At 64.1% G+C, this 24,096-nt stretch carries 22 protein-coding genes; 10 read left to right on the top strand and 12 right to left on the bottom strand.

Annotation, left to right across the window (positions count from 1 at the left end; genetic code table 11):
* Window positions 1-22: 22 nt before the first annotated feature.
* Complete coding sequence (locus tag J0H39_15400; protein MBN9498139.1) at window positions 23-1,108, bottom strand: M14 family metallopeptidase; 1,086 nt, start codon at window positions 1,106-1,108, stop codon at window positions 23-25.
* Between the two features lie 61 nt (window positions 1,109-1,169).
* Here J0H39_15400 and J0H39_15405 point away from each other — a divergent pair, with 61 nt between their 5' ends.
* Genes J0H39_15405 through J0H39_15420 form a run of 4 tightly spaced genes read left to right on the top strand, consistent with a single transcriptional unit; the run spans window position 1,170 to window position 5,859 of the window.
* The gene (locus J0H39_15405) at window positions 1,170-1,763 is read left to right on the top strand and encodes a tetratricopeptide repeat protein (GenBank protein MBN9498140.1); all 594 of its coding nucleotides are present in this window, start codon (window positions 1,170-1,172) and stop codon (window positions 1,761-1,763) included.
* A gap of 59 nt (window positions 1,764-1,822) precedes the next feature.
* Window positions 1,823-2,779 (top strand): protein-methionine-sulfoxide reductase catalytic subunit MsrP, encoded by a 957-nt coding sequence (msrP, locus tag J0H39_15410; protein MBN9498141.1) that lies wholly within the window; start codon window positions 1,823-1,825, stop codon window positions 2,777-2,779.
* A gap of 39 nt (window positions 2,780-2,818) precedes the next feature.
* On the top strand, window positions 2,819-4,744 hold the full coding sequence (locus J0H39_15415; protein ID MBN9498142.1) for a hypothetical protein: 1,926 nt from the start codon (window positions 2,819-2,821) through the stop codon (window positions 4,742-4,744).
* Window positions 4,744-5,859 carry a glycosyltransferase family 4 protein gene (locus J0H39_15420; protein ID MBN9498143.1) on the top strand — a complete coding sequence of 372 codons (1,116 nt, stop codon included), beginning with the start codon at window positions 4,744-4,746 and terminating at the stop codon, window positions 5,857-5,859. The genes J0H39_15415 and J0H39_15420 overlap by 1 nt, the downstream gene beginning before the upstream one ends.
* On the opposite strand, the gene J0H39_15425 is transcribed toward J0H39_15420, so the two are convergent.
* The 3 genes from J0H39_15425 to J0H39_15435 all read right to left on the bottom strand — a co-directional run bounded on the left by J0H39_15425 (window position 5,856) and on the right by J0H39_15435 (window position 7,888).
* Window positions 5,856-6,407, bottom strand: a complete 552-nt coding sequence (locus tag J0H39_15425; protein MBN9498144.1) for a GNAT family N-acetyltransferase — start codon at window positions 6,405-6,407, stop codon at window positions 5,856-5,858. The genes J0H39_15420 and J0H39_15425 overlap by 4 nt on opposite strands.
* 177 nt (window positions 6,408-6,584) lie before the next feature.
* Entirely contained in the window at window positions 6,585-7,220 is a 636-nt protein-coding gene (locus J0H39_15430; protein ID MBN9498145.1) for a 2OG-Fe(II) oxygenase, read from the bottom strand.
* A gap of 32 nt (window positions 7,221-7,252) precedes the next feature.
* Complete coding sequence (locus J0H39_15435) at window positions 7,253-7,888, bottom strand: 2OG-Fe(II) oxygenase (GenBank protein ID MBN9498146.1); 636 nt, start codon at window positions 7,886-7,888, stop codon at window positions 7,253-7,255.
* 247 nt (window positions 7,889-8,135) lie between these two features.
* On the opposite strand from J0H39_15435, the gene J0H39_15440 reads away from it, so the two are divergent.
* Window positions 8,136-9,083: a hypothetical protein gene (locus J0H39_15440; GenBank protein MBN9498147.1), complete on the top strand. Its 948-nt coding sequence runs from the start codon at window positions 8,136-8,138 to the stop codon at window positions 9,081-9,083.
* 436 nt (window positions 9,084-9,519) lie between these two features.
* On the opposite strand, the gene J0H39_15445 is transcribed toward J0H39_15440, so the two are convergent.
* The 3 genes from J0H39_15445 to J0H39_15455 all read right to left on the bottom strand — a co-directional run bounded on the left by J0H39_15445 (window position 9,520) and on the right by J0H39_15455 (window position 12,480).
* Window positions 9,520-10,410 carry a LysR family transcriptional regulator gene (locus tag J0H39_15445; protein ID MBN9498148.1) on the bottom strand — a complete coding sequence of 297 codons (891 nt, stop codon included), beginning with the start codon at window positions 10,408-10,410 and terminating at the stop codon, window positions 9,520-9,522.
* Between the two features lie 27 nt (window positions 10,411-10,437).
* Window positions 10,438-11,421: a thioredoxin-disulfide reductase gene (gene trxB, locus J0H39_15450; GenBank protein ID MBN9498149.1), complete on the bottom strand. Its 984-nt coding sequence runs from the start codon at window positions 11,419-11,421 to the stop codon at window positions 10,438-10,440.
* Between the two features lie 84 nt (window positions 11,422-11,505).
* Entirely contained in the window at window positions 11,506-12,480 is a 975-nt protein-coding gene (locus J0H39_15455) for a mitochondrial fission ELM1 family protein (protein MBN9498150.1), read from the bottom strand.
* A gap of 117 nt (window positions 12,481-12,597) precedes the next feature.
* Between J0H39_15455 and J0H39_15460 the strand changes: the two genes are divergently transcribed.
* Entirely contained in the window at window positions 12,598-13,083 is a 486-nt protein-coding gene (locus J0H39_15460; GenBank protein MBN9498151.1) for an Lrp/AsnC family transcriptional regulator, read from the top strand.
* Window positions 13,084-13,089: 6 nt separating this feature from the next.
* Here J0H39_15460 and J0H39_15465 read toward each other — a convergent pair whose 3' ends face one another.
* The gene (locus tag J0H39_15465; GenBank protein MBN9498152.1) at window positions 13,090-13,569 is read right to left on the bottom strand and encodes a DUF1178 family protein; all 480 of its coding nucleotides are present in this window, start codon (window positions 13,567-13,569) and stop codon (window positions 13,090-13,092) included.
* Window positions 13,570-13,614: 45 nt separating this feature from the next.
* On the opposite strand from J0H39_15465, the gene J0H39_15470 reads away from it, so the two are divergent.
* Window positions 13,615-14,133 (top strand): class I SAM-dependent methyltransferase, encoded by a 519-nt coding sequence (locus J0H39_15470; protein MBN9498153.1) that lies wholly within the window; start codon window positions 13,615-13,617, stop codon window positions 14,131-14,133.
* A 4-nt stretch (window positions 14,134-14,137) separates the two neighbouring features.
* Here J0H39_15470 and J0H39_15475 read toward each other — a convergent pair whose 3' ends face one another.
* From J0H39_15475 to J0H39_15490, 4 genes are read right to left on the bottom strand one after another with little or no spacing between them, the layout of a single operon-like run.
* Window positions 14,138-14,575, bottom strand: a complete 438-nt coding sequence (locus tag J0H39_15475; GenBank protein ID MBN9498154.1) for a carboxymuconolactone decarboxylase family protein — start codon at window positions 14,573-14,575, stop codon at window positions 14,138-14,140.
* An 8-nt stretch (window positions 14,576-14,583) separates the two neighbouring features.
* Window positions 14,584-15,561: an NAD-dependent epimerase/dehydratase family protein gene (locus J0H39_15480; GenBank protein ID MBN9498155.1), complete on the bottom strand. Its 978-nt coding sequence runs from the start codon at window positions 15,559-15,561 to the stop codon at window positions 14,584-14,586.
* Between the two features lie 11 nt (window positions 15,562-15,572).
* A complete protein-coding gene (locus J0H39_15485; GenBank protein ID MBN9498156.1) occupies window positions 15,573-16,385 on the bottom strand; it encodes a sulfoxide reductase heme-binding subunit YedZ in 813 nt (270 codons plus the stop codon).
* 10 nt (window positions 16,386-16,395) lie between these two features.
* Window positions 16,396-17,004 (bottom strand): pyridoxamine 5'-phosphate oxidase family protein, encoded by a 609-nt coding sequence (locus J0H39_15490; protein MBN9498157.1) that lies wholly within the window; start codon window positions 17,002-17,004, stop codon window positions 16,396-16,398.
* Between the two features lie 109 nt (window positions 17,005-17,113).
* Here J0H39_15490 and J0H39_15495 point away from each other — a divergent pair, with 109 nt between their 5' ends.
* The 3 genes from J0H39_15495 to J0H39_15505 all read left to right on the top strand — a co-directional run bounded on the left by J0H39_15495 (window position 17,114) and on the right by J0H39_15505 (window position 24,095).
* On the top strand, window positions 17,114-18,046 hold the full coding sequence (locus J0H39_15495) for a LysR family transcriptional regulator (protein ID MBN9498158.1): 933 nt from the start codon (window positions 17,114-17,116) through the stop codon (window positions 18,044-18,046).
* A gap of 191 nt (window positions 18,047-18,237) precedes the next feature.
* Window positions 18,238-20,433, top strand: a complete 2,196-nt coding sequence (locus tag J0H39_15500) for an anthranilate synthase component I (protein ID MBN9498159.1) — start codon at window positions 18,238-18,240, stop codon at window positions 20,431-20,433.
* Window positions 20,434-20,612: 179 nt separating this feature from the next.
* Window positions 20,613-24,095, top strand: coding sequence for an indolepyruvate ferredoxin oxidoreductase family protein (locus J0H39_15505; GenBank protein ID MBN9498160.1), 3,483 nt, complete (start codon window positions 20,613-20,615; stop codon window positions 24,093-24,095).
* Window position 24,096: the final 1 nt, after the last annotated feature.

Consider the following 24,096-nt stretch of genomic DNA (forward strand, 5'->3'; position numbering starts at 1 on the left):
GTTTTACTCCGTCAAAGAAAAATCAAGCGGACGCGAGACCGAACGCGGTCTTGCGCAGAACGTCGTCGGCGCGGGTCCACACCGCGTCGCGCCAAGCGGCGTCGGCGGGCGCGAAGGCGTCGCGCATCTGCGTTTTGATGCGCCGGCTGTCTTCGCCCGCGATGTCGCCGTGCAGATGCAGCCAATTGTCGGCGCGGATCGCGTCGAGCACGTCGGGTACGGGCAGCGTGCCGTATTCGAGCGCCACATGCGAAAACGCGGCGTGCGCCAGGAACCGCGCGAAGCCTTCGCCGTTGGTGCCGTGCAAGGGCGGCGATGTCGACGTGCCCATTTCGGGCGAAGTCAAATCGGCGCCGTACCACGCTTGCGACAGCTTGCTGCCGGGATGCGTGGGCGGCAGACCGCAGATGATCTCGCCATAGCCGCGCGGGCCCAGGCCGGTATGGAAATCGACGATCCCGATGCGCTTGGACAGATACAGCCAATCGGCGAACAATGTGCGGATCACGCGATGCGACCACGTGGGCGCGTGGCCGCCGAAGAACACGCCGTCGGGATGCGAATACTGGCCCGAGGAGATCGCGCCCTGAAGGGCGAAATCGCCGTGGCGCTTGGCGAACTCGGCCAGGATCGCGGCACTGGCTTTGCGCGACGCCTCGGTCCATTCGTTCGGGCAAATCGCGTGGGCGAGGCGCTCGTAAGCCGGGTTCTCGGGATAGGGGCGGATATGGTCGACGAAATTGCGGTTGAGGTCGACATTGTCCTCGTTCACCCGGCGCAGCCAGGCGAAGCCGTGCGGATTGACGGCATGCAGATGAAGCTGCGCCACGTCCGGCGGAATCTCGCGCCACGCCCCTGTCGCGTACCACGCGGTTTGCGCGCCCGAGCCGCAGAAACCTTCGATGCCGTGCGTGGCCGAAATCGTGACCAGCACGCGGTCGGCGACCATCGGACCCGACCACACGGCATCGCAGAAAAGCTGTTCGCCCCGGGGCCCGCGCAGCGGGTTTTGGAAGGCGCGATAGCGCGTCGCATGGGGCTTGGCGGCGGCGAGGAATTTCTCCCGCGCGCCGGTGTAATCCCGGGCGAAATGGCTGTCGGCGGACATTCCCCTTGTTAGACCTTCGCCTGCCCGAAAATGCAAGTTTACAGCCGCCCGGCGGGCGCGCATGATTTCCCCCATGCGTATTTCGGGGCGCTTGGCATCGATGCTGGACCTCGGTAGGGCGATGGCCCTCGCCGTAATGCTCGTCTTCGCCGCCGTTCCGGCCGACGCAGCGCAAGATGCCCGCCTCGACCCGCTGTTCGAAAAGCTGAAAGCCGCCGCCGACGCGCGCGAGGCGCAGATCTACGAAAACGCCATCTGGCGCGTGTGGCTGGAGCCGGACGATGGTGCGATCAACTCGCTGATGCGCCTGGGGCTCGACGCGCAGAATCGCGGCGACATGTTCGGCGCCTTCGCGATCTACGACGCGATCACGGGCCTGAAGCCCGATTACGCCGAAGGCTGGAACCGCCGCGCGACCGTGCTGTTCCTGCTCGACCGGCTGGAGGAGTCGCGCAAGGACGCCGAGAAGACCTTGGAGCTGGAGCCGCGCCATTTCGGCGCGCTGTCGGGCTTGGGCCTGATCGCGATGCGCCAAAACCACCCCGACAAGGCGCTGGAGGTCTTGGAAAAGGCCCTGGCGATCAACCCCCATATGGCCAATGTGCGCGGCCAGGTCGAACAGTTGCGCAAAAAAGCGCGCGACGGCGCGATCTAGTAACTTCCGGCTTACGTAAAGCGAAACGCCGGAGACAGATTCATTCGGAGACGAAACCCATGTTGATCCGTCGCCCCCGCGGCTGGGAAATTCCCGAACGCGAAACCACCCCCGAAGCCTTGTGGACGCGCCGGCGCACGCTGGGCGCAGGGCTTGGCATGATTGCCGGCGGATTGCTTGGCGGCGGGCGCAATGCGATCGCCCAGGAAGATCCGTCGGCGGGGCTGTATCCGGCGATGCGCAACATGCGCTATCGCGTCGATCGCGAGATTTCGGCCGAGAACGACGCGACGACGTTCAACAATTTCTATGAATTCGGCACCTCGAAAACCATCTGGCGCGCGGCCGAGAAACTGCCGATCCGCCCCTGGCAGGTGCGCATCGAGGGCATGGTCGAACAGCCGCGCACGGTGGATTTCGACGATATCCTGAAGGCGATGACGCTGGAGGAACGCGTCTATCGCTTCCGCTGCGTCGAAGCCTGGGCGATGACCGTGCCGTGGTCGGGCTTCGCGCTGAAGCAATTCGTCGAATGGTGCAAGCCGACCTCCAGCGCCAAATACGTCGTGATGCAGACGTTCCAGAACCCGTCGGTCGCCAGCGGCCAGCGCGCGACCTGGTATCCCTGGCCCTATACTGAAGGCCTGACGATCGACGAGGCGACCAACGAACTCGCCTTCATCGCGACCGGTCTTTACGGCAAGCCGATCCCGCGCCAAAACGGCGCACCCTTGCGCCTGGTCACGCCGTGGAAATACGGCTTCAAGGGCGTCAAATCGATCGTGCGCTTCAATTTCACCGACCAGCGCCCGAAGACGTTCTGGGAACAGCTTCAGGCCAGCGAATACGGGTTCTGGGCGAACGTGAACCCGCGCGTCGCCCATCCGCGCTGGAGCCAGGCGAGCGAGGAAGTGCTTGGGACCGGCAAGCGCGTGCCCACGCAGCTTTTCAACGGCTACGGCGATTACGTGGCGGACCTGTACACCAACCGCCAGGACGAACGGCTCTGGGCCTAACACGTTGAGAATCCGGCGGGGCGGGCGTATATCCGGGCCATGCCGGACTCTTCCCCCGCCCGCCCGGAAACGGCGCGGCGCGCCCTTCCGATCGAGACCTTCGACAACCGCACGGGCGGCGACGCGCTATTCCGCGCGGTCGGCCATCCGCTGGCCGTGGAACCCGCGCGCAAACTCGCGGCCGAGTTGGCGGCGAAAGGCCCCGTCGCGATCTACGATCCGTTCGGCGCTTGGGCGGCCATATCGTCGCTGCAGGATTTCTCCGGCATTGAAATCGCCGGGCTCTACGGCCAAAACCACGCCCATATCGGCCGCGAGATCGCGGGGCTGAAGGTCCAACCGGTTTCGCGCATCGCCGCGTCGGGCGCCAAAGCGGTTTTCGTCGCCGCGTTCGACACCGAGCCGCTGATCGCCCAGATCAAGCCGTGGCTGCAAGACGGCGTTGCGGTCGCCACACTCGACGCGATGCGCATTCCCGACGCGCTGATCACGGACAAGAAGCGCTATCTGTCGACCTATAACTTCGTCACGAATCTCGTGCTGTTCGTCGACGAACCCCAGCGCCATTCGCGCATGGTCAGCGCCAATTACTGGGCGGGCTATGGCGCCAAGAACGTGCGCGCCTGGTTCCGCCTGTTCGATGCCGACGGCCGGCCCCTCGCCACCTGGGACGAAACTTTGGCGCCGGGCGTATCGGCCTTCACGGTCGATAGCCGCGAGGTCCGCCAGCGTTTCGGGCTTGGCGATTTCGTCGGTCAGTTGTTCATCCACATGATCGACGTGACCGGCCACGACGTTTTGAAATACGCGCTGGATTTCTGGGGGAAGGACGAAATCACCTGCACCCACGACGCGAACCCATGGCCCGCCGATTATTACGCCGGGATTCCCGCCCCCCGCACGGGCGAACGCGTGCGCGTATGGGTGCAGAACGCGCATTCCTGCCCGATCCCCGCCGACGGCGTGAAATTCGCGCGCATGGGGACCGACGCATGGGTGCCGATGAAAGCACCGATCCCCGGCTTCGGCATGCGCGCGGTCGATATGGGCGAGTTGCTGCCGTCTTTGTCCTGGCCGCAGCAGATCGAGATGGATGCGGGCAAATTCGTCGTGCGCCCGCGCTACGAGGTCGAGATTGCGGGCAAGCGCCACGTCGCGCACGCCAATGTCGAGCGCAGCGATCTGAAGCCCGATGCGGATATCGCGAAACTGGGGGCGGATTTCGGCAAGGGCTTCATCCTGCCCGCCCCGATCCTGCCGCTCGCCGATTTCACCGGCGTGGCGCTGCCCACGCCGATGGCGCGCGGCCAAGCGACGCTGCCGCTGATCGCGCGCTTCTACGACAAGGACGGCGCGCTGGCGCGCGAGGAGTTCCTCGGCAATCTCGCGCGCGACCATGCGCATGAAGTGCCCCTCACCGCCGATCTCGCCGGCGGCTACGGCCATGTCGAACTGTCCTACGATTTCCGCGACGGCGGCGGCGGCGATGGCTGGATCCACGCGTTGTTCCGCTACGCGCGCAAAGCCGGCGCCGCGCATGCCGCCGAGACGAGCTTCGGCAGCCATATCTTCAACACCGCCCTCGTGTTCAAGAACGAGCCGCAATCCTATATCGGCCGTCCGCCGGGTCTGACGACGCGGCTGTTCCTCAGCCTCGGCGTCGACGCGCAAGACGCGTTCTGCCATTTGATCTATCCCGCCTCCACGCCGTGGCGGAAGACATCCGAGACCGTGCTGGAACTGCACGACGCCACCGGCACCAAGTTCGCCGAATCGTCGCTCGCGATCCCGTGCTCGGGCTCGCGGCTGTGGCGCGTGTCGGAGCATTTCGCCAAGGCGGATATCGCGAAAGCGGCCGGCGGCGGCTATGTGCTGATCCGCGATCGGACCTGCCGCCTGTTCGGCTATCACGGGCTCGCCGAACCCGATGGGCGCTTCAGCCTCGACCACATGTTCGGCTTCTAGTGAAGCTTCTCTTCCTCTCGCACCAAGGCGATCTGGGCGGGGCGACCTCGGCGATGGTCGAGGGGATCGAAGCGCTGATCGCGCGCGGCCATAGCGCCGAAGTGTGGATGCCCGATGCGGGCAGCATGATCGCGCGATTGGAAAAACTCGGCGTCAAACATCGCATCGTCGATCTGCCGCTTTGGGCCAGCACCAAAGGCCGCAAAGCGTGGCGCCTGCGCTGGCGCACGTGGCGCGCCATCGCCGCCTTGGCCGCGCTGTTGCGCGACGCGCAACCCGATCTCGTCGTCACCAACACGATGGTGCTGGGTGTCGGCGCGCTTGCCGCCGAGCGCGCGGGGCTCAAACACGTCTGGTGGATCCACGAATTCGGCCGCGAGGATCATGGTCTGGAATTCGCGGGCGGCGACGCGTGGGCGGCCGCGATCATGCGCCGCACGACGTCGCTCGCGATCGTCAATTCCGACGCCGTCGCGGCGAAATACGCGAATTTCCTGCCGCGCGGGAAAATCGCGCGCGTCTATTACCGCATCGATCCGACACCGGCGGCGAACGTTCCCGATTACGAGCCCTCGGGCGCGTTCCATCTCGCCTTGCCGGGCTCGCTCAACCCGCAAAAGGGCCAAGCCGATGCGATCGCCGCGTTGACGATCCTGGCGCGCGGGAATAAGCGCCCGCATCTGCATTTCTTCGGCGAAGGGGCCGAAGGCTACACCACGCGTTTGCGCGATGCGGCGCGCGACGGCGGCGTGGACGCGCAAACACATTTCCACGGCCATGTGCGCGATCTGGGGGCAAAGCTTGCGAAAGCCAACGCCGTGCTGGTCACGTCGCGCAACGAAGCCTTCGGCCGCGTGACGGTCGAAGCGTTACGCGCGAACGTGCCGGTGATCGCGAGCGATGCGGGCGGTACGCGCGAATTGATCGACGACGGCACGACCGGCTTGCTCTATCCGCCGGGTGATGGCGCGGCCCTCGCGCGCCAGATCGCGCGCGTGATGGACGATCCCAAGTTCGCGCAAAGCCTCGCAGCTGCGGGCGCCGCTTGGGCGGGACCGCGCTTCGGCGCCGCCGAGTTCGCCGACAATCTCGAAGCGGCGCTCAAGCGCGCTTAGACGGGTGCCAGCCCGTGCCGCGTTTGCATCGCGGCGGCGAGGCCGAAGCCCTCCTCGTAGGCTTCGCTGGCGAGCGAGAGCGGGTCGGGGAACGGCAAGCGCAGATCGGCCCAGGCTTGGCCATCGGTGATGTCGAGCTCGCCGCCGAATTTGCGCGCGATGCGGCGCATCGGCCCGTTGTCGAGTAGACACACCATCCGCAAACGCCGCAGCATGCGATTGCGCGCGAGCACGATCACGCGGCGCAGAAATTCGCTGCCCAAGCCTTCGTCGCGCCGCCCGGGCGCCACCGCGACGGCGAATTCGCCCTCGCGCGACAAATCGCCAGCGGCCGGCAAATGCAATTCCGCCGTGCCGATCAGATTGGCGCCGTCGAAGCAACCGACGATGGCCGCACGACGCCAATCGATCCCCGCGACATAGGCGCGGATCGCTTGGTCCGAGACCGGGGCGGAAAACCGAGAACGCCGGTCGCGCGAATCCAGCGCGACCAGATGTGCTGTCAGCGCCTCGGCATCGAAGGAATGTAAACGTCGGAAGTAACGCATTTCGCCCGGCTCCCTCGCCAAACAATGGGAATCGGACGTTTCGCTCCACCGGCGGGGATGACCGGGGCGCCCATGTTCGAAGACGGGTCGCCCGACGCGGTCACGCATCCGGTGTCGGCACTATCCCCCTACCCCAGGCGGGGGTCAAATGACTTTTGTGCAATGCAGCAAAGATCGCTAATTCGGGAATAGAACCGGGGCGTTGGCAAACGCCAGCTCGTGGCGCGAGCGCCATTCCGGCTTCACGTAATTGACGATGATCGACTTGCGCACGCCGTCGATCTTGCGCTTTTCGAAGCCGTGCCACGTGTCGTCGCCGGGCACGAAAATCAGCCCGCGCCCGAAGCCGAACGGGGCGGCACCGAGATGGCGTTTCTCGGCATCGTAGATATCCGTGCCCATCGCCGGATCGTCGCCGAGATAGACCAGCATGGTGAAAAGTTTGGCGCCGATATCGGTGTGCGGCTCCAGCCAGAACCCGTCGCGATCCTGGCAATATTCGATGCGCAGGCTTGCCCCTTCCAAGGGCGCACCGGTCGCGTCGGCCAGCATTGCCACCGTTTCGGGCGCTTGGAAAGTCTGCGCGACCGCTTGGCAGGTGCCGTCCCACAAATCGCCGGGGGCGAAAAAGCGGCGGCTCGAGTTATGCGTCTCGCGCCGCCCTTGCGTGTCGCCGATCTCGGCCGGCGGCGCGGGCAGTTCGGCGAGCGCGGTCAGCGTTTCGTCGGGTAACGCGTCGGTCAGCAGCCAATGGCGGAACGGCGTTTCGCGGATGCGCGCCGAGGCGAGGCTGGCGGCGAAAGCATCGGCGATCTTCACGGCGCAGATATCGACGATTTGCATGATCACGCGGCCTCCTCGCCGCCGGAGAGAAGACGCTTGGCGAAGGCCGAAGCGCGATGGCGCGCGATTTCCCACGCGGCGATCGCGCGGCCGGTCATCCAGTTGAACATCACGTAGCGCCGCTCGCCTTCGAAGGGCTTGTGGCCGTGCCAGGAGTTTTCGGTGCGGCGGAAGGCGACGAGCGTGCCCGCATCGGGCGGCACTTCGGCGATGTAGTCGTCGATGTCGCCGGGCCCGCGCAGGAAGCGCAAACGCCCGCCCGCATTCGCCCACGGCCGATTGAGATAGAGCAGCGACGTGACGAATTTCGCGGTGGAATCGACATGGATCTTGCCGTCGCTCGCGCGCGCCCTTGCGCGCACCGTGACCATCAAGGGCCGCCCGTCGAGGTCGACGCCGAACTTCGCGGCGTAAGCCGCCCGCAACGCGGGGCTTTGGATTTCATCGATCAGCGCGCGAAAGGCGGGACCGCCGCCAGCTTCGTCGGCGGGATAAAGCCCCGCCCCGGACAGCTTGGGAAAGTCGCGCTCGATCTCTTCCGCAGCCCCTTCGCGCAAGATGCCGCTGGCCAGGAAATGGTCGAAGGGCTCGCGGCGCAACGGGGCGGCACGCAACGCGTCGAGATCGATAAACGCCATAGGAACGATAGCCTCGCGGGGTTGACCGGGGCTTCATGCCCGTCCCCACCCCCCGGCGGCCTTGATCCAGCGCAATTGCGAGGTACGGCGCGACGCTACGTCGCAGATCGGATAGATCGCAAAACAATTAAGCCCGAGATTACGATTATTATTGGAATAGATTTGTTTTATCTTGACTCAATCTATGAAAAATAATCAACATTTTACAAAATGATGGATTGTCGCTCAAAACAATAGGGGAAGCTCGGTGTCTGATTTGTCCGGCGCTATTGCTGTACTTGGAAAGCCATACAAAATAACTCGATCGAGACTAGGGGCGATAACGAAGGTATTCACCGAACAATTCCTTTGCGATGTCACCGCCCTTCAAGAACTATTTCAGAGTGTAAGTGAAAAACTAGCATCGGCGCCGGCAACCGAAACCCCAACCTTTTCATTTCTAATTTCATTCTCAGATCAGACACATCATGACGGAGTTACCTCCGACCTAACTCAAATGACGACCATCCCAATTGGCAAACAAACCGAACGAATTGTAGCTCGGTGGGGAATCGCACAAACTATCGATGAAGTCAGAAACGAATTGACAATTACCGTCAGGATATCAAATCCGATTAATCCTTTAGTATTCCTTCAAGCAGCGCTCTCAAAATCGCCAAGTGATCTTGATAACTTTCAATTTGAGATGGGATCGACTTGTGTAACAGTTGATGGAGCGACCCAGAACTTTTCTGATGAAGTCTTCTTGCGCATTCAGAATTGGATTGAAGCCCGAAACAAGCCTCATTCCTTTCTGAATATTCATGGCTTCTATTTAAAATATGAATTTTATCTAGATAAACTCGGCCTCGCTCTCCTTCCTTTTCTAACTGCAACCCTGGCTTCCCTTTGGGCTGCGCGGCTTCCAGACATCAGGGATCAATTGACAGCAGCGCCAATGATCTTCGGCTTATTCTTAATTATTCACGGGTTTTGCCATGATCTCACTATAAAGATGTCTCGATGGGCAAACCGATCGAGACATATAAGCTTGTTCCAAATCACCAATGGCGACCTTGATGCGTTGAATAAATTAGCCGCAAAAGCGAATAATAGTGCGCTTAAGCTAATTGCGTCGCTTGTTTTGCAATTTTTGCTCAACATCGCAGCCGGTATTGCATGTTGGTGGATGACCCTACCTTCTGCCGCAACGTGACTTAAACAGCACAGCTGTCAAACTCTGCAATGCTGCGTGCCAAGGCCAAAATATCGCCCCAGGCGAGCTTTGCACTTAAGTCGGAACTGCTCCGCTCCCTATCGGGAAAATAAAAAAAACGCCCGGTGCAATGCACCGGGCGAGTTGAACAGGGAGGCTTCACGTCTGGGAGACGTAGGGTTCAGAGAACCCCGCCCGCTCCGAAGAGAGGGCCCTTCGGCAAGGGCGCTAGGTGCGCCGCAAAACCGACAAGACAAACATAGGGACTAAACTGCTTGAAAAAATGGCAAAAATGGCATGGAAGGCTTGCGCCCTTCGCATGCCCACCTAAACCTTTCGTAGAAAAGGCGTTTTTGTCGTTTTTAGCGCTACGAACCACGTCGATTTTCGCCGCAGCGCACAACGAACAACCCGCTACCGCCTAGGCGGTAACCGATTAGAACTGAGATTCGGCAACCTTTTGGACAAGGTAGTCGCGGAACACCGCGATGCGCTTGGAGCTGCGCAGTTCTTCCGGATAGACGAAATAGGCCTCGTAGGTCGGGCCTTCGAGTTCGGGCAGGATGCGAACCGCCTTCTCCGATTGATTGGCCATGTAATCGGGGAAGCCGGCGATGCCGATGCCGCTTTCGACCGCGCGCAACAGGCCGTAGACGTTGTTCACGCGCAAGGTCGGCTTGCGCTTGCGCCCGCCGGTCGTGCCCGCCTCCAACAGCCAATTCACGTTCGGGAACGGCGGATTGGGATCGTCGCCATAGACGATCAGCTTGTGCTTATCGAGATCGGTCGCCGTCTTGGGCATGCCATGACGGTCGATATAGGCTTGGCTCGCGTAAGCATGCACATGCACCGACAGAAGATGGCGCTGGATGAGATCGCCCTGGCGGGGCGGATGCATGCGGATCGCGCAATCGGCCTCGCGCATGCCAAGATCGAGTTCGCGATCGTCGAGCTTCATCTCGACCTGCACGTCCTTGTACTGGTCGAGGAACTCGCCCAAGCGCGGGGCGAGCCACACCGAGCCGAAGGCCACGGTCGCGGTAACGCGCAACAAGCCCGTCGGCTTTTCCTTCGTCTCGGCGAGCTGGGTTTCGACCATCGCGAGCTTGGCGAAAACCTCGCGCACGGCGTTGTACAGCAGCTCGCCCTGCTCGGTGAGGATGAGGCCGCGCGCATGGCGGTGGAACAGCGGCGCCGACACCGAGTCTTCCAGACCCGAAATCTGCCGGCTGACCGCCGATTGCGACAGGTTCAGCTTGTCGCCGGCATGGGTGAAGGACCCCGCCTCGGCGACCGCGTGAAACACCCTTAGTTTGTCCCAGTCCATCGGAACGTCGCTCCCTGCCCTTCCGCCTTATTGCGCGGCCGCGAGATGGGCGCTTTCCTCGTGGGCGAGGAATTTCTCGGCCTCCAAGGCCGCCATGCACCCCATCCCCGCGGCGGTCACCGCCTGGCGGAAGATTTTATCCTTCACGTCGCCCGCCGCGAATACGCCGGGCACGTCGGTCGCGGTGGAATCGGGCTTGGTCAGCAGATAGCCCTCCGCATCCATCGCGAGCTTGCCTTTGAACAGCGACGTCGCCGGCACATGGCCGATCGCCACGAACAGCCCGTCGACCGCGATCGACGATGCCGCACCCGTCACGGTGTCCTTCAGCTTCAAACCTGTTACGGTCGCGGCACCGCCGGGGATCGGCGAATCCTCGCCCACGATCTCCTCGACCACCGCGTTCCAGATAATCTCGATCTTCGGATTCTTCAGCAGGCGCGCCTGCATCATCTTTTCCGCGCGCAAGGAATCGCGGCGATGGATCAGCGTCACCTTGCTGGCGTGATTGGTGAGGTAGAGCGCTTCTTCGGCGGCCGTGTTGCCCCCGCCGACGACCGCGACCTTCTTGCCGCGGAAAAAGAAGCCGTCGCAAGTGGCGCAAGCCGAAACGCCGCCGCCGCGGAATTTGTCCTCGCTCGCGATGCCGAGCCAGCGCGCTTGCGCCCCCGTGCAGATCACGACCGTGTCGGCGATGTAGCTATCGCCCGAATCGCCCTTCGCCACGAACGGGCGCTTCGAAAGATCGATATCGACGATCAGGTCTTCGAGGATCAGCGTACCGATATGCTCGCACTGCTTGTACATCTGCTCCATCAGCCACGGGCCTTGGATGGCCTTTTCGAAGCCGGGGAAATTCTCGACATCGGTGGTGATCGAAAGCTGGCCGCCCGGCTGCATGCCGCGCACCAGAATCGGCGACAAATTGGCGCGGGTCGCATAGATCGCGGCGGTGTAACCGGCGGGCCCCGACCCGATGATGAGAACCTTGGTGCGATGGGTCTGGGGCATGGAATCGGACTCCGCTATGCGTACAGCGCAAACCTATCAGGCATGTTTGCGCACGCCTAGCGGGTCCAAAAAAATTTTGAATTCTTATCCCCAGCCAAATCGGCGTTTGATTTCAAGGGCCGCGCGTTCGGTATCCCGGGGCGGATCGTAGGTCCAAGTATCCAGTCGCCCTTCGAAGGCGCGGGTCCGGCCTTGGCGGCGCATTTCCGCCTGGAAGGCGGCAATGCGCCCGGATTTGCCGTCCAAATCGGCGACCAGGACCGGTTTTCCGGTCGAGAGCGCCTCGCTGGTCATCGATACCGAATCCTCGGTCACGATCAGCGCATCGGCCAGCGCCAGAATGCCGAGATAGGGATTGGGGCCCCCTTCTTCGGTGTCGTAGGCGAAGCCGCCGAGGTCGCGCACAGTGCGCACGAGTTTCGCGCGCGCATTCGCATCGGTGCGGCGCGAGGTCGTCAGCGCCAAGCCCACGCCCGACGCGGCGAGCTTACGTATGTTGTCGTCGATGCGCGCCACGGCTTCGTCGGAGAAGCGATAGCGCCGCATTCCGTTCGACCCGCCGAGGATGATTCCGGCGAGCGGGCGCTTGATCGGTGCGAAGGTCGCGCGCCATTCCTCGGCGCCCTGGCTGAGTTTTGCCGCCGTCACGTAATGCAGCGCGGCCTCGGTTTCGATGACGTTGGCGCCCTTCAAACCGTCATGCCAAGGTGAGATGACGGCATCGAGCCATTCGGGCGGCACAGCCGGTTTCTGCACATGGATGGCGACGACCTTGCCGCCCGAGCGGCGTTTCATCGCCACCCCGATCGGCGCACAGCGCGATCCCAGCGTAATCGCCACATCGGGCCAGGGCGGATCGACGCGCGGGCTATCGGCTTCCAGCATGTCGAACGGATTGCCGGTCAGCAGCCGTTCCGGCAGCCAGCGATAGGGCCAGCGGAATTTCACGTCTTTGAATTCGTAGGTCAGGTCCAGCGCCTCGGCGAGGCCCCGGCATTGGGCCTTCATGCCGACTTGGCCGGGGCTGATGATCCAGGCGGTACGCGGGCGGTTCGTCATGGCGTGCGGTCCCTACCCCCCGCTTGGGTTTCGCGCAATTTTTTTACACAGGGCTAGGCGCGTGGCCCGGCGATTGCTAACATTATTTCAATTCACCCAGGTTACCGGACAGTAATTATGCGCGGCCACAAGCTCGACGACGTCGACCACCAGATCCTCCACGACCTTCAGGCGGATGGGCGGATGACCAATGTCGATCTCGCCAAGCGGGCCGGCATATCCGCCCCGCCCTGCCTGCGCCGCGTGCGCGTGCTGGAGGAAGCCAAGATCATCCGCGGCTACCACGCGGAGATCGACCCCCATGCGCTGGGATATGGCGTGACGGTGTTCGCTTCGGTGTCGCTCAAAAGCCAGGCGGAAGTCGACCTCCGGGCCTTTCATGAACTCATCGATTCCTGGCCGATGGTCCGCGAGTGCCACATGCTGACCGGCGAGACCGACTTCCTGCTGAAAGTCGTCGCGGCCGATTGGGACGCCTACGAGAAATTCCTGACCACGCAGTTGACGGCCGCGCCGAACGTCTCGACCGTCAAATCGGCGCTGACGATCAAGACGACCAAGCACATGCCCGGCGTGCCGATCGAGGTCAAAGCGAAGCGCTAATACGCCTCAGGCGTTGCGGCGAACCCAAGGAATACGCGCGACCGGCACGCCTTCTTCGGCGAGTTCCTGCGCCTGTTCGTCGCTTGTCTCGCCGTAGATGTTCTTATGCGCGCGCTCGCCATAGTGCATCGCGCGCGCCTGTTCGGCGAAATCCGCGCCGACATTTTCGAAGTTCTTCTCGACATGCTCGCGCAATTTGGCGAGTTCCTTGTGCAGTTCCGCCGCCTTCGCCGTCGCCGGATCGGGGCCGGCGGCAACTTGCGTGGAGGCTTCGTTCGCGACCGCCTCGGCGGGCAGGGGCAAGCGCTTGCGGGACTTCTTGGTCCCGGCCAAACGCGGCGCCATCAGCGCCTTTTCGATTTTCACGTCGCCGCAAACGGGGCATTCGACCAGGCCGCGCTTGGCCTGGCGGTCGAACGACGCGCCGTCCTTGAACCAGCTTTGAAACCGGTGTTTCTTGCGGCACTGCAAGTCGAACACGATCATGATCGCTATTTGGCGCCCGCACGCCGGAAATGCAAGAGAGGGAAAATGAACCCCCACCACGCTTTGCAGCAGGTTTCGCCCTGGGTGGAGGCCCATGCCGGGCTCGTCGCCCCAAGCGGCACGGTCCTCGACCTCGCCGCCGGCGGCGGGCGGCACTCGCGCTATTTCGCCTGGCACGGGCGCAAGGTCGTGGCGGTCGACAAGGACGTCTCGGCACTCGCCCATCTGCCCGGCGTGACGGCGATCCAGGCCGATCTCGAGGACGGTTCGCCCTGGCCGCTCCAGGGGCAGGTCTTCGACGCGGCGGTGGTGACCAATTATCTCCACCGGCCGCTCTTCCCGGATCTGTTTGCCGCGATCCGCAGCGGCGGCATTCTGATCTACGAGACCTTCGCGCGCGGCAACGAAGCCTATGGCAAGCCCGACAATCCGGATTTTCTGCTCGACCCTAACGAATTGGTCGCGCGCACGCTGAACCAATTCGTGATCGTCGCGTTCGAGGATCGCTATATCGACGCGCCGAAGCCGGCGATCGTTCAGCGCATCGCGGCGATGAAGATTTAGAGTCTTACGGGGGCGGAGCGCCGGCCGCGACCATCACGCGGTTCCAGGCGTTGATCAGGCCGATCGCGAAGCTGAGCTGCGCGATCTCCGTCTCGTTGAACGCTTCGCGCACGGCCTTATAGGCCTCGTCCGGCACGCCGCCATGCGAGATATGCGTCAGCGTTTCCGACCACGCGATCGCCGCGCGTTCGCGCGCGTCGAATTCGGGCGTGTCGCGCCAAGCGGCGATCAGGTCGAGCTTGCGCTGCGAAACCCCGGCTTTACGCGCGTTGGCGAGATGCAGGATGAGGCAATAGGCGCAGCCGTTGATCTGCGACGCGCGCACTTGCGCGAGCTCGATCAGCGCGAGATCGAGACCGCTTGTCTTGACCGCCATGCCGAGCTTGATTTGCGCGTCGTAGATCGCGGGCGCGAGCGTTTTGGGGTCGAAGCGCTTTTCCATGATCGCCCTCAAATGCCGTTATAGGCGCGGAACCAATCGACGAAGCGCGGCACGCCCACGTCGATGGTCGTCTTCGGATCGAAGCCCAGATCGCGGCGCGAGGCTTCGATATCCGCGAAACTTTCGCGAACGTCGCCGGGCTGCATCGGCTGCTTGTCGAGGATCGCCTTGTGATTGGTCGCGCGCTCGATCAATTCGACGAAACGCATCAGCGGTTCGGAGCGGTGATTGCCGAGATTATAGACGCGATGCGCCGCCTGTCTGTCGCCCGCGACCGGCGGGCGATCCAGGGCCGCAATCACGCCCGCGACGATGTCGTCGACATAGGTGAAATCGCGCCGCATCTCGCCGCCGTTGAACAGCGGGATGGGTTTGCCTTCCAAAATCGCCTTGGTGAAAATCCATAGCGACATGTCCGGCCGGCCCCAGGGGCCGTAGACGGTGAAGAAGCGCAAGCCCGTCGCCGGCACGGCGAAGAGATGCGAATAGGCATGGCTGACCAGTTCGTTCGCGGCCTTGGTGGCGGCATAGAGCGACACGGGCTTGTCGATCTTGTCGTCGACCGAGAACGGCAGCTTTTCGTTCCCGCCATAAACCGACGAGGACGAGGCGTAGACGAGATGCTTGATGTCGCCGCGCTGGCGGCACGCCTCGATCACGTTGAAATGACCGATGATGTTGGTCCGGATATAGACCTCCGGATGCGACAGCGAGTAGCGCACACCCGCCTGGGCGGCCAAATGCACGACGCGGTCGATCGATTTGTCGGCGAGCGCCGCAGCGAAGGCGCCGTCGGCGGCCAATTCGCCGCGCACCATGCGGAAGTTCTTATTCTTCCCAAGCTCGGCCGCGCGCGCCTCTTTCAGGCGCACGTCGTAATAAGGATCGAAATTGTCGAAGCCCACCACGTCTTCGCCGCGCGCCATCAGCGCTTTGGACAGGTGGAAGCCGATGAACCCGGCGGCTCCGGTCACGAGAACGGTCATGGGCCCGTTTTCTATGGCCTCGCGCGCGCGAAAGCAACGGCGCAAACCGCACCCACGAAGCCCAAAATCACATGGGCCGGGCGCGGCGCCAATTCGGGGTCGAAATTGGCCGCGAACACCATCCAGAACGGCGCGCCGAGCTTGACGGCGATGAACCCCGCCTCGGCCGCCGGGACCAGCAACGTGGCGGCGAGTCCCAGCGCCAGCGTGACCGCCCAGCCCGCTTGGCCCCGGGCTTTCGCGGCGCGCCACGCCATCGCCCACACGAACAATCCCGCCGTGACCTGCGTCTCGATCGCGTCAAGGCGCGCTTGCAGAAAGAAATGCACGATCGCCAGCACGCCCAGCGGATAGGCGAGCTTGTGCAAGCGGCGCCAATTCTTGCCGCCCAGGCGCTTGATCATCCCGTCGGTCGAGGTCGCCGCCAGCGCCGCGAAGCCCAGCAAAGCCACGAAACCGATCGTAAGGTAAATGCGCAGCGCGATTTCCGACGCGACGGTCGAAAGGACGAAGCCCTGGCTCGCGACATACATCGTGAAATGCGAAGCGAGATAAGCGAAGGCGCCCACGCCCAGCATGCGGCGCACCAGCATCGCCGTCGGCCAATGCCACAGCGAGCGCAACGGCGACACGGCCAGCGACAGCATAAAGATGCGCAAGCCCCAGGACCCCAGCTCGCGCGTCGCCGCCTTCAAGGGCTGCGCGCCGAGTTGGCCGGTCGCCAGCGCATAGGCGACCCACAAACCCGGCACAAATAGCGCCAGGAAAACGATCAGTTTCAGCGGGACGGTTCTTTCCGTCCGGTCGGCCCAAGGGAATCGCACGAAGGCAAGCTTAGCCCGGATCGACGCCCGCTTGCCGCAACCGCGTTTCGAGATCGGCGACGCGCGCGCGCAGGCCCGTCACCAGCTCGGCCACGTCCTCCGCCGGCAGCAATTGGGGGATATGCTGCGGGCAGTTCGTGTCCCACGCCTCGATCTCGATCACGATCGCGCGCTGCGGGGCGGCCGGATAATTCGGGTCCGTCAGCCGATCCAGCAGCGCTGGGTCGTCCGACACGATCCGCGCCCGGCCCCAGATTTTCACCCGGCGGCGATGGGCGTAATCGGGCACGAAAATCAGCACGCGGTCGTTCTCGGCGAAGTTCCCTTGCGAGATGAATTGCCGATTGCCCGAGAACTCGGCGAAGCCAAGGTGCTTTTCGTCGAGCGGCTTCAGGAACCCCGCCGGGCCGCCGCGATGCTGCATATAGGGCCGCCCGTCGGCGGAAGCCGAGGCGAGGTAGAACGACCGCGTCTGCGCCAGGTACGCCGCCAGATCGGGCGTCACCGTGTCGCGCCCGCCCTTCGCCTGCTGACGGGCGTAGGATTCGGCCGACCCGTCTTCCGCCTGGAAGCGCCGGACCGAGTCCGTGAACGCGAGTTCGCCGTAATGCCGTCCCATTGCCGTCTCCATCCTCGGCGGCCGAATGCCGCCGCACCGCAAACATGGGCCTGTCGCGGCTAATCCAAAATCGATAATATCGTGTTTCATTCTTTCGATTTGGACACGAATGTCCGACCGCCTCGCCGAACTCGAACTCTTCGTCGCCCTCGCCGCGCGCGGCGCGCTGGCCCAAGCCGCCCGCGAATTGGGCCTGGGGCCCGCGCGCGCCAGCCGCTTGCTGGCGACGTTGGAAGCGCGTCTGGGCACGCGGCTCGCGCGACGGACCACGCGCGCCTTGTCGCTGACCGAGGCGGGGCAGCGTTATCTTCCGCACGCGCAACGCGCTTTGGGCCAGTTGGCGCAAGCGCGCGCGGCGTTGAAGGGCACGCAAGCGGGGCCCGCCGGTACGCTGCGTTTGACCGCCCCCACGCAATTCGGCGCGGTCCATGTGGCGCCGCTCGCCGCCGAATTGATCGCGGCATACCCCGCCTTGTCGGTCGATTTGACGCTGGACGATCATGCCGTCGATCCGATCGCCGGCGGGTTCGATGCGAGCTTGCGCATCGGCACGCCGCCGCCCGGCACGCTGATCGCGCGGCGTATCGGCGAAACGCGGATCGTCACCGTCGCGGCACCCGACTATCTCGCGCGCACGAAACCGCCGCGCGTTCCCGAAGATCTCGACGGCCACGAATGTTTGATCTGGCGCGGATCGGGCCGCGCGGTCGCCTGGCGCTTTCGCCGGAACGGCAAAGTACGCGAGCGCGTGGTGACGGGGCGCTTCGTCGCGGACTCGCCCGCCGCGATCCTCTCGGCGGCGATTGCGGGTGCCGGCATCGCGCGCTTGCCGGAATATCAAGCGCGGGCCGCATTGGCGGCGGGAATGCTCGTCGAGATCTTGGCCGAATACGCGCCACCGCCCGCCCCGATCAGCGTGTTGTACCCGCCGCCGGGTGCGGGTTTGCAAATCCCCGCCAAGCTGCGTGTTTTCATCGATCTCGCGACCGCGCATTTCGCCGCGCCAAAACCCGCGCTGGACAGGCGCGCCAAGGACCGCTAGCGTAGCTTCCTTCATAAGGGGAGTTCCCGAAAGGTCATGCAACCGCGCGCGATCCGTATCGTCCGCTGGTCCCGTTGGTGGCGCTGAGCGCCAGCCAACCCTTTCCCCTTTTCTCCGCCCGTATTGGCCGTTTTGCGCATCCCCGTTAGCGGGATTCCGTCCGGTCGCCCCGTTTCCAAGGAACTCCCGCGATGCGTTACGATTTCACCACGCCCACCGGCCTGACGCTGACCCGACAGCGCCGCACGCTGGCCTACGACACCGCCCTCGACGGTTTCGCCGAAAAACTCGACCGCACGCGCGGCGGCTTGTTCTCCTCCGGCGTCGATTATCCCGGCCGCTATTCGCGCTGGGAGTTCGGCTTCGCCGATCCGCCGGTCGAGATCGTCGGCGGCGGCAACAAGCTGGAACTGAAAGCGCTGAACGAGCGCGGGATCGTGCTGATCGATCTGCTCGATCCGATCTTCGAGGACATGGCCGAAGCGCGCATCGTCGCGCGCGATCCCGGCTATCGCCGGATCGAGACCATCGCCGCCGCCGGCCCGTTCCCGGAAGAAAAGCGCAGTCAGCAACCGTCGCTGTTCTCGCCGCTGCGCCGCTTGGTCGCCGAGTTCAAGGGCATCGCCGACGGGTTCATCGGGCTCTACGGCGCGTTCGGCTACGATCTGCTGTTCCAGTTCGAGCCGATCAAGCTTTCCCAAAATCGCCCGGCCGAAACGCGCGATTTGCATCTGTTCATTCCCGACCGGATGCTGATCGTCGACCGGCGCAAGGAAACCGCCTTCCGCTACGATTACGATTTCGCGCGCGCGCGCGTATCGACCGAGGGAAAATCGCGCGTTTGCATGGCGCCCGTCGCGCGCCGGCGCTACGCCGAGCCGAAAGCGAAGCCGGAGATCACGTCGGATCTGACGGCCGAGCAATACGCCGCGATGGTCGATGTGGCGCGCGAGCGCATGCGCGTGGGCGACATCTTCGAAGTCGTGCTGTCGCGCCGCTTCGAAGCGCTTTACCAAGCCTCCCCTTCGTCGCTGTTCGCCAAGTTGAAGAAGGTCAACCCGAGCCCGTTCGAGTTCTATCTCCAACTCGGGCCCGATCGCCTGGTCGGCACCAGCCCCGAAATGTATGTGCGCGTCGAAGGCGACCGGGTGGAAAGCTGCCCGATCTCCGGCACCGCAAGGCGCGGGCGCAACGCGATGGAGGATGCCGAGCGCTTGAAGGCGCTGATCAACTCGGAGAAAGACGAAGTCGAGTTGACGATGTGCACCGATGTCGACCGCAACGACAAATCGCGCATTTGCGTGCCGGGCACGGTCAAGCTGCTCGGGCGGCGTCAGATCGAGGCCTATCAGGGCCTGTTCCACACGGTCGACCATGTCGAAGGCCGGTTGCGACCCGACGTCACGGGCCTGGACGCGTTCATCTCGCATATGTGGGCGGTGACGCTGACCGGTGCCCCGAAGAAATGGGCGGTCGAAATCGTCGAGGCGATGGAGACGAGCCCGCGCGGCTGGTATGGCGGCGCCGTCGGTGCCTTGCAGTTCAACGGCGACGTCAACACCGGCATCACCATTCGCACCGTCCATCTGACCGAAGACGAAAAGAAGAAGCAGGTCGCGCGCTATCGCGTCGGCGCCACGTTGGTGTGGGATTCGATCGGGATGGAGGAAAACGAGGAAACCTTCGTCAAGGCGAGCGCCTTGTTCCGCGTGCTCGCCCCGCCGGCCGCGAATGCCGGCGAAGCTGCGAAACCGCTGCCCGGCAAGGGCAAGCGGATCGTGCTGATCGACAACGAAGACAGCTTCGTCCACACCCTGGCGGATTATTTCCGCCAGACCGGCGCCGACGTGTCGACCTATCGCCACGGCTTGACGCCCGACGCGATCGTGGCGTTGAAACCCGATCTGGTCGTGCATTCGCCGGGGCCGGGCACGCCCGCGCAGTTCGGCGTGCCGGCTCTCGTGCGTGCGCTGGCCGAACGCGGCCTCGCGCAATTCGGCGTGTGCTTGGGCCTGCAAGGCACGGTCGAAGCCTTCGGCGGCGCGCTGGACGTGCTGCCCGAGCCGCGCCATGGCAAGCGCTGGGATATCGAGCATGACGGCGCGGGCTTGTTCGCAGGGCTTCCCAGCCCGTGTGCCGTCGGCGCCTATCACTCGCTGCATGCGCGCGCGTCTTCGTTCCCGCACGGGGAACTCGATATCGTCGCGCGCACGCAAGCTGGGCTGATCATGGCCGTGCGCCACAAGCGCTTGCCGATCGCCGCGGTGCAATTCCATCCCGAATCGATCCTGTCGATGGGCCGCACCGAAGCGGGCGAGATCGGCCATTTGCTGATCGCCAACGTGATCGCGGAGTTGATCGCCAAACGCGCGGCGAAGGCGGCGTAAGAAGGTTGCGCCGCCCCCGTGCGGGGCGGCAACAACCGGAACCTCTTCGCAGTTGCACCAGGAAGCTTCTTGCTTTCTGGTGCGGCGACACGGGCGGACGTTGAGACGGCGTGCGCGACCCGCTACGCTTTCCTCCGACGCGGGGGAACTACCCCGCGCGATCCAGGGATGGAATGGCGATGGCTCTCCCCGCGCGCCCGCTGCTCGACGTCACACTCGACGACAAATACGTCGCCCAATCGGGGCGCGTCTATCTCACGGGCACGCAAGCGCTGGTGCGCCTCGCCTTCATGCAGCGCCGCCGCGATTTGGCCGCCGGGCTCAACACCGCGGGATTCGTCTCGGGCTATCGCGGCTCGCCGCTGGGCGGGCTCGACCAAGCGATGTGGCAGGCGCGCCGCCACATGAAGGATCACCACATCCATTTCACGCCCGGTGTGAACGAGGAATTGGCCGCCGCCGCCGTGTGGGGCACGCAGCAGGTCAACATGTACGACGGCGCCAAATACGACGGCGTGTTCGGCATGTGGTACGGCAAGGGCCCGGGCGTGGATCGCTGCGGCGACGTATTCAAACACGCCAACGCCGCCGGCACCTCGCCCAATGGCGGCGTGCTCGTCTTGGCGGGCGACGACCACGCGGCGAAATCCTCGACGCTGGCGCATCAATCCGAACACGAATTCGTCTCCGCGATGATGCCCGTGCTGAACCCCTCGGGTGTGCAGGAATTCCTCGATCTCGGCCTTTATGGCTGGGCGATGAGCCGCTATTCGGGCTGCTGGGTCGCGTTCAAATGCACGGGCGAGACGACGGATTCCTCCGCCTCCGTGCTGATCGATCCGCATCGCCTGAACATGGTGACGCCGACGGATTTCGAAATGCCGCCGGGCGGCCTGCATATCCGCTGGCCCGATCATTGGATCGAGCAGGAACACCGCCTGCAGAAATACAAAGTCTACGCCGCACTCGCTTTCGCGCGCGCCAACAAGCTCGACAAGATCGTCATCGACAGTCCGAAGCCCCGTTTCGGCATCGTGACGACGGGCAAGAGCTATCTCGACGTGCGCCAAGCACTCGACGATTTGGGTATCGACGACGCCCTCGCCGCCCATATCGGCTTGCGGCTTTACAAGGTCGCGATGCCCTGGCCGTTGGAGCGCGAGGGAGCGCGACATTTCGCCGAGGGCCTCGACGAAGTTCTGGTCGTCGAGGAGAAGCGCGCGCTGATCGAGAACCAGCTCAAAGAACAGCTTTACAATTGGCGCGCCGATGTGCGCCCGCGCGTCGTCGGCAAATTCGACGAAAAGGGCAAATGGATCCTGCCCTCGGCCGGCGAATTGACGCCGGCGATGGTCGCCAAAGTGATCGCGGAGCGCCTGAAGCCCTTCTACGATTCGCCGCGCATGCGCGAGCGCGTCGCCTTCCTCGAACGCCAGGAACAAGTGCCCGAAGGGCATGCGTTCAAGCGCGTGCCCTATTTCTGCTCCGGCTGCCCGCATAACACGTCGACCAAAGTGCCCGAGGGCAGCCGCGCGATGGCCGGCATCGGCTGCCATTTCATGGCGCTGTGGATGGATCGCGAGACGACGACCTTCACCAATATGGGCTGCGAGGGTGCGCCCTGGATCGGCCAGTCGCCCTTCACCGACACGAAACACGTGTTCCAGAACCTGGGCGACGGCACGTATTTCCATTCGGGCTCGCTGGCGATCCGCGCCGCCTTGGCCGCCAAGGTGAACGTCACCTATAAGCTGCTGTTCAACGACGCGGTCGCGATGACCGGCGGCCAGCCGCATGACGGCCAGTTGACCGTGCCGCGCATCACCCAGATGGTCGCGGCCGAGGGCGTGAAGCGCATCGTCGTGACCAGCGACGATCCCGACAAATACGGGTCCGCCGATTTCGCGCCCGGCGTGGAGATTCGCCATCGCGACGAGCTCGATGCCGTGCAGAAGGAATTGCGCGATACGCCGGGCGTGACCGTGCTGGTCCACGACCAGACTTGTGCCGCCGAGAAACGCCGCCGGCGCAAGCGCGGCACCTATCCCGATCCGGCCAAGCGCATCTTCATCAACGACGCGGTGTGCGAAGGCTGCGGCGATTGCTCGGTGCAGTCGAACTGCCTGTCGGTCGTGCCGGTCGAAACCGAGTTCGGCCGCAAGCGCGCGATCGACCAATCGAGCTGCAACAAGGATTTCTCCTGCGTCAAAGGCTTCTGCCCGTCCTTCGTCAACTTGCTGGGTGGCAAAGTGCGCAAGCCGCGCAGCAAGGCGCTTGAATCCGGCGCCGACCCGTTCGCGGCGTTGCCCGCCCCCGCTTTGCCGAGCAGTGCGTCGCCTTACGGCATTCTCGTGACCGGTGTCGGCGGAACCGGTGTCGTCACTATTGGCGCGTTGATCGGCATGGCGGCGCATCTGGAAGGCAAAGGCGTGTCGGTGCTCGACATGGCGGGCCTTGCCCAGAAGGGCGGTGCGGTGCTGTCGCATATCCGGATCGCCGACGATCCGAACGATCTGCACGCCGTGCGCATCGCGGCGGGCGAGGCGAAGCTGCTGCTCGGCTGCGATATGGTCGTCGCGGCCGGCGCCGAAACGCTGGATCGCGTGCGCGTGGGCGAGACCCGCGCGGTGATCAACACGCACGAATCGCCGACCGGCGATTTCACCCGCAATCCCGACCTCGCCTTCCCCGCCGACGGCATGAAGGCAGCGATTTCCCATGCGCTGGGCCAGGGGGCCGCCGAATTCATCGAGGCGAGCGAGTTGGCGACCGCGCTGATGGGCGATTCGATCGCGACCAACCCGTTCATGCTGGGCTATGCGTGGCAGAAGGGCGCGATCCCGCTCGGCCTCGACTCGCTGATGCGCGCGATCGAGCTCAACCAAGTCGCGGTCGACGCCAACAAGCGCGCCTTCAATTGGGGCCGCCTCGCCGCCGTCGAAATCGACAAGGTGCGCGACGCCGCCAAGCCCACGCTGCCGCCGGAACGCAAACTCGCGCGCACGCTGGACGAGGTGATCGCCGCGCGCCTGCCCTATCTCGCCGCCTATCAGGACGAGACGCTCGCGCGCAAATACGAGAAGCTCGTCCGCGACGTCGCCGCCGCCGAAGTCGCGAAAACGCCCGGCCGCGAGGGTCTCGCGCTGGCCGTCGCGCGCTATTACGCCAAGCTGCTCGCCTATAAGGACGAGTACGAAGTCGCGCGCCTCTACAGCGACGGGACGTTCCGCAAGGCCTTGGCGCGGCAATTCGAGGGCGATTACAAGATCGAACTCAATCTCGCCCCGCCGATGTTGAGCGAGATCGACGCGACGACCGGCCGCCCGCGCAAGAAGACCTTCGGCCCGTGGATGCTGTCGGCGCTGGGCGTGCTGGCGAAATTCAAATTCCTGCGCGGCACGGCGTTCGACCCGTTCGGCCGCACGATTGAGCGCAAAACCGAGCGCCGCCTGATCGCCGACTACGAAGCGACGATCGCGGAAATCCTCGAGCGTCTCACGCCCGCCACACACGAAGCCGCCGTGGGCCTCGCTTCGATCCCCGAAGAAATTCGCGGCTACGGCCCCGTGAAAGACGCGCATATCGCCAAGGCCGAAGCGCATAAGGCGGCGCTGCTCGCCCGCCTGCGCGATCCGGCGTCGGCCCTCGTCGCGGCGGAATAGA

It is taken from the genome of Alphaproteobacteria bacterium (assembly GCA_017308135.1).
Classification (GTDB): Bacteria; Pseudomonadota; Alphaproteobacteria; order CACIAM-22H2; family CACIAM-22H2; genus Tagaea.

Bases quoted from the DNA above. Each gene is read 5' to 3' on its own strand.
- J0H39_15460 (MBN9498151.1), top strand. From the start codon at position 12,598: ATGCGCGGCCACAAGCTCGACGACGTCGACCACCAGATCCTCCACGAC.
- J0H39_15405 (MBN9498140.1), top strand. From the start codon at position 1,170: ATGATTTCCCCCATGCGTATTTCGGGGCGCTTGGCATCGATGCTGGAC.
- J0H39_15435 (MBN9498146.1), bottom strand. From the start codon at position 7,888: ATGGCGTTTATCGATCTCGACGCGTTGCGTGCCGCCCCGTTGCGCCGC.
- trxB (MBN9498149.1), bottom strand. From the start codon at position 11,421: ATGCCCCAGACCCATCGCACCAAGGTTCTCATCATCGGGTCGGGGCCC.
- J0H39_15495 (MBN9498158.1), top strand. From the start codon at position 17,114: ATGTCCGACCGCCTCGCCGAACTCGAACTCTTCGTCGCCCTCGCCGCG.
- J0H39_15425 (MBN9498144.1), bottom strand. From the start codon at position 6,407: ATGCGTTACTTCCGACGTTTACATTCCTTCGATGCCGAGGCGCTGACA.
- J0H39_15475 (MBN9498154.1), bottom strand. From the start codon at position 14,575: ATGGAAAAGCGCTTCGACCCCAAAACGCTCGCGCCCGCGATCTACGAC.
- J0H39_15415 (MBN9498142.1), top strand. From the start codon at position 2,819: ATGCCGGACTCTTCCCCCGCCCGCCCGGAAACGGCGCGGCGCGCCCTT.
- J0H39_15490 (MBN9498157.1), bottom strand. From the start codon at position 17,004: ATGGGACGGCATTACGGCGAACTCGCGTTCACGGACTCGGTCCGGCGC.
- J0H39_15470 (MBN9498153.1), top strand. From the start codon at position 13,615: ATGAACCCCCACCACGCTTTGCAGCAGGTTTCGCCCTGGGTGGAGGCC.
- J0H39_15465 (MBN9498152.1), bottom strand. From the start codon at position 13,569: ATGATCGTGTTCGACTTGCAGTGCCGCAAGAAACACCGGTTTCAAAGC.
- msrP (MBN9498141.1), top strand. From the start codon at position 1,823: ATGTTGATCCGTCGCCCCCGCGGCTGGGAAATTCCCGAACGCGAAACC.
- J0H39_15500 (MBN9498159.1), top strand. From the start codon at position 18,238: ATGCGTTACGATTTCACCACGCCCACCGGCCTGACGCTGACCCGACAG.
- J0H39_15400 (MBN9498139.1), bottom strand. From the start codon at position 1,108: ATGTCCGCCGACAGCCATTTCGCCCGGGATTACACCGGCGCGCGGGAG.
- J0H39_15455 (MBN9498150.1), bottom strand. From the start codon at position 12,480: ATGACGAACCGCCCGCGTACCGCCTGGATCATCAGCCCCGGCCAAGTC.
- J0H39_15480 (MBN9498155.1), bottom strand. From the start codon at position 15,561: ATGACCGTTCTCGTGACCGGAGCCGCCGGGTTCATCGGCTTCCACCTG.
- J0H39_15445 (MBN9498148.1), bottom strand. From the start codon at position 10,410: ATGGACTGGGACAAACTAAGGGTGTTTCACGCGGTCGCCGAGGCGGGG.
- J0H39_15505 (MBN9498160.1), top strand. From the start codon at position 20,613: ATGGCTCTCCCCGCGCGCCCGCTGCTCGACGTCACACTCGACGACAAA.